Here is an 8,622-nt window from a genome sequence, read left to right on the forward strand (position 1 = left end):
TTGGTATTTGTAAAATTTGTAATGAATTTGTAATTTGTAACTAAGACAACATGCCCAAATCTAATAAATTCATAAAATTTTTCAACCAATTAACAATAAAAGATGTGCCGTCGGTCGGGGGTAAAAACGCCTCTCTGGGAGAAATGTACCGAAAACTTTCGGGAAGGGGCGTTAATGTTCCCAACGGCTTTGCCACGACCGCTTCCGCTTATAATTATTTTTTGGAAAAAACCGGAGAAAAAAAAGAAATAAAAAAAATTCTTAAAGGCCTTAATACCCATAATGTAATGGACCTGATGCGCCGCGGAGCCGCTGTACGCAAATTAATAACCAATACGCCTCTCCCGGAAGATTTTGAGAAAGAAATCATTGGCGCTTACAAAAAACTTTCGGCTGAATACGGGGTTAAAAACCTATCCGTAGCCGTCCGCTCTTCGGCCACAGCCGAAGATTTGCCGGACGCTTCTTTCGCCGGACAGCAGGACACTTATTTAAATATCAGCGGAGAAAAAGAATTGCTTCTGGCCGTAAGAAAATGCATTGCTTCCTTGTTTACTAACCGGGCGATTTCCTATCGCGTTGACAAAAAATTTGTCCATTTCAAAATCGCCCTTTCCGTCGGCGTGCAAAAAATGATCCGAGCCGATTTGGCCGCTTCCGGCGTAATATTTACGATTGACACCGAATCCGGATTTCCCAACGCTGTCCTGATTAACTCCATTTACGGGCTGGGAGAAAATATTGTTCAGGGCAAAGTTAACCCGGACGAATTTTATTTCTTCAAGCCTACCGGCGCCATAATTTCCCGTTCTATCGGATGCAAAAAGTTAAAAATGGTTTACAACAATGACCCGAAACAACCGACTAAAAATGTAAGGCTTAAGCCAAAAGAGCAGGTTAAACAATCAATTACCGACGAACAGATAAAAAAATTGGGCCAGTGGGCCATGATTATTGAAAAGCATTATGGTCGGCCCATGGACATTGAATGGGCCTTGGACGGACAGGACAAAAAACTATACATAATTCAGGCCCGGCCGGAAACCGTGCAAAGCCTTAGAAATTACAACATATTGGAGGAATATAAATTAGAAAAAAGAGGGAAAATTATAACTCGCGGCCAAAGCGTCGGCAACAAAATCGGCATGGGAGTGGCTAACCGAATTATGGAAGTGGGCGGCATTAAAAACTTTAAACCCGGGCAAGTCTTGGTGACAGACATGACCGATCCAGACTGGGAACCGATTATGAAAATCGCTTCGGCGATTGTTACTGACAAGGGGGGCCGCACCTGCCACGCCGCCATTGTCTCCCGCGAGCTTGGCATTCCTTGTATTGTCGGCACCAATAATGTCTCTTATCGGGTTAAAACCGGAAAAAAGGTGACTATAAGCTGCGCCGAAGGAGAAGAGGGCTACGTTTATGAAGGCATCCTGCCTTTTAAGGTCAAAAAAACCAATGTTAAAAAATTAAAAAGGCCGAAAACCAAAATTATGATGAATATCGGCGAACCGGACATGGCTTTTTCCACCTCCTTTATTCCCAATGACGGCGTGGGGCTGGCCAGATTAGAATTCATAATAAACAATTACATCAAAATTCACCCCCTGGCTTTAATTAATTACGATAAGATAAAAGACAAAAATGTTAAAAAGAAAATAGATAATTTGACTGTGGGTTACGAAAACAAAAAGCAGTTCTTTGTTGATAAGTTAGCCGAAGGAGTGGCCATGATTGCCGCGGCTTTTTATCCCAAAGACGTGATTATCCGGCTTTCCGATTTTAAAACCAATGAGTATGCTAACCTGGTTGGCGGGGCCAAATATGAGCCGATTGAATCCAATCCGATGATCGGCTGGCGCGGCGCTTCCCGCTATTACTCGCCTAAATTTCTGCCGGCTTTTGCCCTGGAATGCCAAGCGATGAAAAAAGTAAGGGATGAAATGGGTTTATCTAACTTAAAGCTTATGGTGCCTTTCTGCCGCACTTTAGAAGAAGCCAAAAAAGTTAGAAAAATATTAGCTGACCATGGCTTAAAACAGGGTAAAAACGGCTTTGAATTATATTGCATGGTGGAAATTCCTTCTAATGTAATTCTGGCCGAACAATTTGCTGAAATTTTTGACGGCTTTTCCATCGGCAGCAATGACTTGACCCAGCTCGCCTTGGGCGTCGACCGCGACAGCTCTTTGGTAAGCCACGTTTATGATGAAAAAAACGAAGCCGTAAAAACTTTAATCAGATACGCCATAGATACGGCCCGCCGGACAAAAAAGAAAATCGGCATCTGCGGACAAGCTCCGAGCGATTACCCGGATTTTGCCACTTTCCTGGTTGAATGCGGCATAGATTCTATTTCTTTAATTCCGGATACGGTTATTAAAACCACGATGGAGATTAATAAAAAAGAGAAAAAGATGAGAGGGAAGAGAAAAAAATAATAAAACAAATAAAAAATGAAGGCGGGATTGGCCAATCCCGCCTTCATTTTTTATAAAATTATTTTCCGCAAACACGGCAATGCTCGGCCCAGGGTTTTATCTCTAAAGCTTCTTCTTCTATTTGCTTTCCACATTTAAGGCAGATGCCGTAAGTGCCGCTCTTCATTCTTTCCAGAGCACCATCTATCTTCCCCAAAATCTCCTCGTGGACTGACAAAAGCGAGCCTTCCAAAATATCCTCCGTGGCGTCATGGCCAATATCATCAAGGTCGGGATTGTCTTCATCAACTTCCGGCTTTTTTAATTTTAAAATTTTTTCTTCCACCGCCTTCTTCTCTTCTTCCAGTCTAGTTTTTATTTTTTGGATAAATTCTTGGCTTAACATAGATTTAATCGCGTAAATTACGCTGTTTTATAATTTTAATTAATTTTTAGTCAACGCGGCTATATTATTTTCCGCCAAGGGCGGATCAGCCTCTGGCTGATAATTCTAAATTGGGATCAACTTTTATTTTCGGCCACGGGATAAAATCTTTTTTTAAAGCCCGGAAATATCCGGCCGTGGCTACCATGGCGGCGTTATCGGTCGTATATTGGATGTTAGGTATTAGATATTTGGTTTTGGGTAATCGGGTTTTAATCATTTCTTCCATTTGCCCGCGCAACTCCTTATTGGCGGCTACTCCGCCGGTTAGCATTATAGTTTTTACCTTGTAATTTCCTGCCGCCTTAAGGGTCTTGGCTATCAAAACGTCAATTGCCGCTTGCTGAAACTGGGCGCAATATTCCGGAATTCTTCTCTTCCACATTTTATCTTTTTTTAGTTTATAAAGCAAAGCGGTTTTAAGGCCGGAAAAAGAAAAATCATAATCATCTGAATTTATCATCGGCCGTGGAAGAATAATATTTTTTGAATTTTGAATTTTGAATTTTGAATTTATTTGGAATTTGGAATTTGGAATTTGGAATTTCGCGGCTTCAGCCGCGATCGCTGGCCCCCCCGGATAACCAAGGCTCAAAAGCTTGGCGGCTTTGTCAAACGCTTCTCCGGCCGCGTCATCCCGCGTCTCGCCAATTACTTTATATTTTCCATGCCCTGACATTAGAACCAGCATCGTATGCCCGCCAGAAACCGTAAGAATTAAAATTGGAAATTTGCTTGCCCGCCGAAGCCTTGGCGAAGGCGGGGAATTTACGCTAACGAAGTTAGCGTAGATGTGCCCTTCAATATGATTTACAGCCACTAACGGAATGCCCCAAACATAAGACAAGGTTTTGGCGGTTTCTACGCCTACGATTAAAGAGGTAATCAAGCCCGGCCCAACGGTTACGGCTATGGCGTCTATTTCTTTTGCGGCTCGGCCACGTTCAATTCCGGCTTTGGCCAAAGCTTCGTCAACAACCGGTAAAATATTTAGAATATGCTCTCTGGCCGCCACTTCCGGCACTACGCCCCCGTATTTTTTATGAATTTCTATTTGCGAAGAAACCACATTGGATCTTACAGACACAAAATTTTGTGTTCCTGCCTTTTTTCCCTCGACAATAGCGGCGGCCGTTTCATCGCAACTGGTCTCGATTCCTAGAACTATCATAAAATATATAACTTATTTTTAAAAATAGATAAACAAAAATATTCTAAAGTCTCGCCCCGCAAAAGCACACCTTTATGCGGGGTTTCAATTCCTAAAATTATCTTCATCTTGACTAAAATTAAAAAATTAACTAAACTATTCTTAGTATTACCATACTTTTCTAAAAAAATCCATCCCTGTCTCGGGATTTTTATTTTAAGACTGGCGCGCCAAAAAATTATTCTGAAATCTGAAATCTGAAATTAATTCTGCCGCCATCGCCTGCCTGCCGGTAGGCAGGTCTAGTGGTTAGGACCCCGCAAGTCTCTCCGCTCCTGCGGGGGCAAGCACCAGGTTTTTCAGCCAGGGGCTGATCCCGAAGTCTCGGGACATCCTACAATTCGTTAAAATATAAATAACATTCTGCCGCCATCGTCTAGTGGTTAGGACACCAGGTTTTCATCCTGGTAACCGGGGTTCGATTCCCCGTGGCGGTACAAATGAAAAATTCGCTTTTGGCGGATTTTTTTTATTTGTATTGTCCATGGGGGTTGAGAATTTCGGGGTTCGACCTGCCCCGCAGATTGAGCGAAGCGAAATTGTGCGGGGTTCCCTGCCTGCCGGCAGGCAGGCCCATGGCGGTACAAAATAATTTAAAAACGGGTTTATCCCGTTTTTTAATTATGGTGTTTATCACCATGGGAATCAAACGAGCAGAAGCGAGGCAAATTCTGGCAGAAAAAGAACTAATATGTTATAATATAAAATATATAAATTAAGGAATTTAAACAAAAAATTATTTTTTAACTATCTTGTTAAATTCCAAAATAAAAAATATGAGAAAACTGGCAAAATTCAAGCTTACAAATATTTTTTTGGCCGCTATTTTTATATTAAATCAGGCGGTTTTTTTATCTATCCCCGTTTTAGCCGGGCAAACTCAAACCAATTCCTATATAGCCTCTTTAACAGACACCACAATTAGCGATACGACAACTTCTACTACCGACACCTCTTATACTACTGATTCCGCCACAACTATAACCTATAGTGAACCCTCGATGGAAAACGTTGATACTACCGATAGTATTATTGAAAAAACCCTTGAAACAACCTACGCCGAGCCAACGACCGCAACCGATGGCTCAAATATAATATTTGAGGATATAATTACTGATACTGCGGAAACCCCCTCCCTTTCCATATTAATTATGGATTTTGTCTCTCCTCCGGCAAAGGTTTCCGGCCAACCAAGTTTTTCCGTAAAAACAAGCGAGCTGGCCGAAGTGATGTTTTATGCCTACAAAGACGGAGCGGAAATAAATAGATACTCCGCAACTTACAAGGGTGAAAATACTTACTCCTTTAACTTGGACACAAGGCCTCTAGCCAACGGCCAATACACAATTAAGGCTTACGCAAAAAAAAGCGGTTATATAGATATCTCTAAACAAATAAACATAACTGTTGACAACCCTGTTATTTCTACTTTCACCACGGATAATGATCTTACCAGCGCGAAAACAGTTGATTCGACCATCGCTTATGAAATAACTTTCGCAGAAGCTTACCAGCCGCCTCTTTCCGGCGAAAAAAGAATTACCGCCTCCCTGAATAACGGGGTGGACGGAGTAGACTTTTCCATAGAAGGCCCAAGGAGTTACAAATATAGCGGATTACGGGATAATGACCGGCAGTATTACTTTATGTGGAATACGCCGAATTTTCCCAACGGCTACTACAAAGTTACGGCCAATGCCCGAGTGGCCGGAATTATAAAAACTTCCCGGTCTTTCAGCATACAAATAATAAACAATGGAACAACAAGTGAGCTGCTTTCGTCAGCTCAACTACAAACCTCCGACGCAATACTCCAGGTTCAGCCGGAACTTCTCTCTGAATGCAAAAAAAATAATATCACCTCTATAGAAGAATGCCAAAAATTTATGAATATTCCCCCTCAATGCCGGGAAAAAGGATTATTGTCGCAAGAAGAGTGTAATAAATTTATGGCAATTCCCCCTCAATGCCGGGAAAAAGGATTATTGTCGCAAGAAGAGTGTAATAAATTTATGGCAATTCCCCCTCAATGCCGGGAAAAAGGAATTTTGGACAAAACGGAATGCGAAAAATATTCATACCAATTTTCCATGCCGGACGAATGCAAAAAGGCCGGAGTGACCACGACCGAAGAATGCAATAAAATAATATTCTTAAATAGCTTGCCGGACGAATGCAAAAAGGCCGGAGTAAAAACCAAAGAAGAATGTGAAAAAATAATGAAATCGCAAATATCCGTAACTTCAGAATGTCAAAAAGCCAAAATCACCGACCCGGCCGCTTGCGATAAATATATGGCCCAAAACTTTATGGCGCCGGAATGCAGACAGGCGGGAATAACGACCATGGAAGAATGCAACTACATTTTACGGGAAAAAATCAGCAATTTAAACGTCGTAGTAAAAATTGAGTTAAAAACAGAACGGGGAACCGAAATTTTGGAAGTGGAATTGCCGGAAGAATGCCAACGAGCCGGAGCGAGTTCTGCCGAAGAATGCGAAAAGATGCTATTCAAGAAAAACGCCCCGCAGGAATGTTTGGACGCCAACATCAACACGGCGGCGGAATGCGAAAGATTTATCTTTAAAAAATCGGCCCCGGCTGACTGCAAAGAAGCCGGAATTCTTACTTCAGAAGCCTGTAAAAAATACATGTTTGAAAAGTATAAGGGGGCGGAAAATATTCCAACCGATAAATTCCCTGTTGAATGCCAAAAAGCCGGAGCTAATACGGCGGCAGAATGCGAAAAAATAATGCAAAAAACTTATTTGCCCAAAGACTGCCAAGACCAGGGCATAACGGATGAAGCGAAATGCTACCTTTATCTCCAGCAAAAAAATATGCCCAAAGACTGCTTGGCTGCGGGGGCGAAAACAAGGAGTGAATGCGACAAAATAATGTTCAAAAAATACGGAGCAAAAGAATGCCTCGCCGTCGGCATAGAAGATGAAAAAAAATGCGAAGACTTTATGTTTAATAAATATGCGCCGCAAGTAACTTGCCAGGGAATAGATGGGTGGCAATGCAAAAATTCCATAAGAGAAAATCACCTGGGAAATATCATAGCTAAACAAATTAAATATCAAGAGTTGGGAGAAAAAGTGGCTCATTTGACCGGAAATTCCATCACCCAAGAAGAGCTAAAGGCCAGCTTGGATTTAGCCAAGGAAATGGTTCCCCTGAAAGAGGGAAAAACCGGCCTAAAAGTCTTGGGTACGGAAATAAAATTAACTCTGGATGAAGGCGACAATTTAATTCAGACGGGACCGATAGCTTTAATGATTGACAGCGACCAGGACGGACTGCCCGATGATATGGAAAGAAGGTTTGGCACCGATCCCTTTAAGGCCGATACGGACGGCGACGGCTATGACGACGGCGCGGAAGTAAAAAACAATTATAATCCTTTGGGCGAAGGAAAATTGGGAAAAGTCCTGGCCCCGATTGAAGAGGCGATCATGGGCGATAAAAAATTAGAGCACCCCAAATCTGAAGGAGAAATTTCAAAAAATTTATCGGTTGACAGCATCAGCAATATTTTAGATGAAAACGACTTGAACAGGGGTTATAGCCTGGAGGGCATAGCCGAACCGGATAGTATTATAACTCTATATCTATATTCCGACCTGCCTCTGATCGCCACGGTAAAAGCCGATGAGTACGGAAACTGGCAATATGAGCTAAGCCAATCTCTAATTGAGGGCGAGCATGAGGTTTATGTGGCCTTGAACGACAACACCGGCAAAATAATCGCCAAAGGCAACCCCTTAAACTTCTTTATCAAAGAAGCGAAAGCGGCTTCAGTCGGAGATTTTATCTCGGAAACAGTCGCCCCGACTACGCCTATGGGCGAAACCAACGATTTGATAAGATATTATGTTATTATCGCCTCCTTAATTATGGCGGTCGGGATTCTGCTCTTCATCGTCTTTATTATTCAAAAAGGGAAACAAACATAACATCTACAAATTACGAATTTATTACGAATATACAAATACGATATAAAACGTTTTGATAGGAATTCGTAAATTTATATAAGATTTGTAATTTGTAGGATTATATGAGTATAAAAGAATTTTTTATAAAGAATAGGGAAACTTTTCAGTTAGTTTACGGGGTTATTTTGATAATCCTTATCCCCTTGTTAATCGGTTTCAATACGATTTTTATTGTTAATAAATATAACGAAAGTCTCGATGTCGCTCTGCAGCGGCAGGCCCTTATTGTCGGCCGGTCAATTTATGCCCTGATAAAAGAGGATTTAGCCAATGAAGATTTGCTTCAAAAAAAAATTGACAACCTTCTAAGTAAAAATTTGGAATTTCAGGATCTGGCGATTTTGGCTCCGGAGGGCGATGATTTCAAAATAATCGCCGCGTCCCAAAAAGAGGATATAGGAAAAGTCTTAAAATTTTACTATTACAAAATAGCCTGGATGCAGCCGGACAATGACGGATTGGCCACTGATTCCCTTAAATTGGCCGCTACGTCTGAAGGCGAAGAATTAGTCGGCAATTTTTCCCGGGAAAGCCGGTTCTGGCAGGTAG

Annotated in this window: 5 protein-coding genes and 1 tRNA gene; 4 read left to right on the top strand and 2 right to left on the bottom strand. The window is 41.8% G+C overall.

All coding sequences use genetic code 11. The features are described from left to right. Positions 1-50 precede the first annotated feature (50 nt). Positions 51-2,441 carry a phosphoenolpyruvate synthase gene (ppsA, locus tag PHQ42_00325; protein MDD5071173.1) on the top strand — a complete coding sequence of 797 codons (2,391 nt, stop codon included), beginning with the start codon at positions 51-53 and terminating at the stop codon, positions 2,439-2,441. A 58-nt stretch (positions 2,442-2,499) separates the two neighbouring features. Here ppsA and PHQ42_00330 read toward each other — a convergent pair whose 3' ends face one another. After that, a complete protein-coding gene (locus PHQ42_00330) occupies positions 2,500-2,826 on the bottom strand; it encodes a TraR/DksA C4-type zinc finger protein (GenBank protein MDD5071174.1) in 327 nt (108 codons plus the stop codon). A gap of 85 nt (positions 2,827-2,911) precedes the next feature. Further along, positions 2,912-4,036: a tRNA (adenosine(37)-N6)-threonylcarbamoyltransferase complex transferase subunit TsaD gene (tsaD, locus tag PHQ42_00335; GenBank protein ID MDD5071175.1), complete on the bottom strand. Its 1,125-nt coding sequence runs from the start codon at positions 4,034-4,036 to the stop codon at positions 2,912-2,914. A 404-nt stretch (positions 4,037-4,440) separates the two neighbouring features. Between tsaD and PHQ42_00340 the strand changes: the two genes are divergently transcribed. The 3 genes from PHQ42_00340 to PHQ42_00350 form a co-directional block, all read left to right on the top strand. Next, positions 4,441-4,512, top strand: a tRNA-Glu gene (locus PHQ42_00340). Positions 4,513-4,851: 339 nt separating this feature from the next. Further along, a complete protein-coding gene (locus PHQ42_00345; GenBank protein ID MDD5071176.1) occupies positions 4,852-8,034 on the top strand; it encodes a hypothetical protein in 3,183 nt (1,060 codons plus the stop codon). 101 nt (positions 8,035-8,135) lie between these two features. After that, positions 8,136-8,622, top strand: a 487-nt coding sequence (locus tag PHQ42_00350) for a hypothetical protein (protein MDD5071177.1), incomplete at its 3' end; no start/stop codon positions are given.

It is taken from the genome of Patescibacteria group bacterium (assembly GCA_028711655.1).
Taxonomy (GTDB): domain Bacteria; phylum Patescibacteriota; class Patescibacteriia; order Patescibacteriales; family JAQTRU01; genus JAQTRU01.

Excerpts from the sequence above, each read along its gene's own strand:
- PHQ42_00345 (MDD5071176.1), top strand. The coding sequence starts at position 4,852 with ATGAGAAAACTGGCAAAATTCAAGCTTACAAATATTTTTTTGGCCGCT.
- tsaD (MDD5071175.1), bottom strand. The coding sequence starts at position 4,036 with ATGATAGTTCTAGGAATCGAGACCAGTTGCGATGAAACGGCCGCCGCT.
- ppsA (MDD5071173.1), top strand. The coding sequence starts at position 51 with ATGCCCAAATCTAATAAATTCATAAAATTTTTCAACCAATTAACAATA.
- PHQ42_00330 (MDD5071174.1), bottom strand. The coding sequence starts at position 2,826 with ATGTTAAGCCAAGAATTTATCCAAAAAATAAAAACTAGACTGGAAGAA.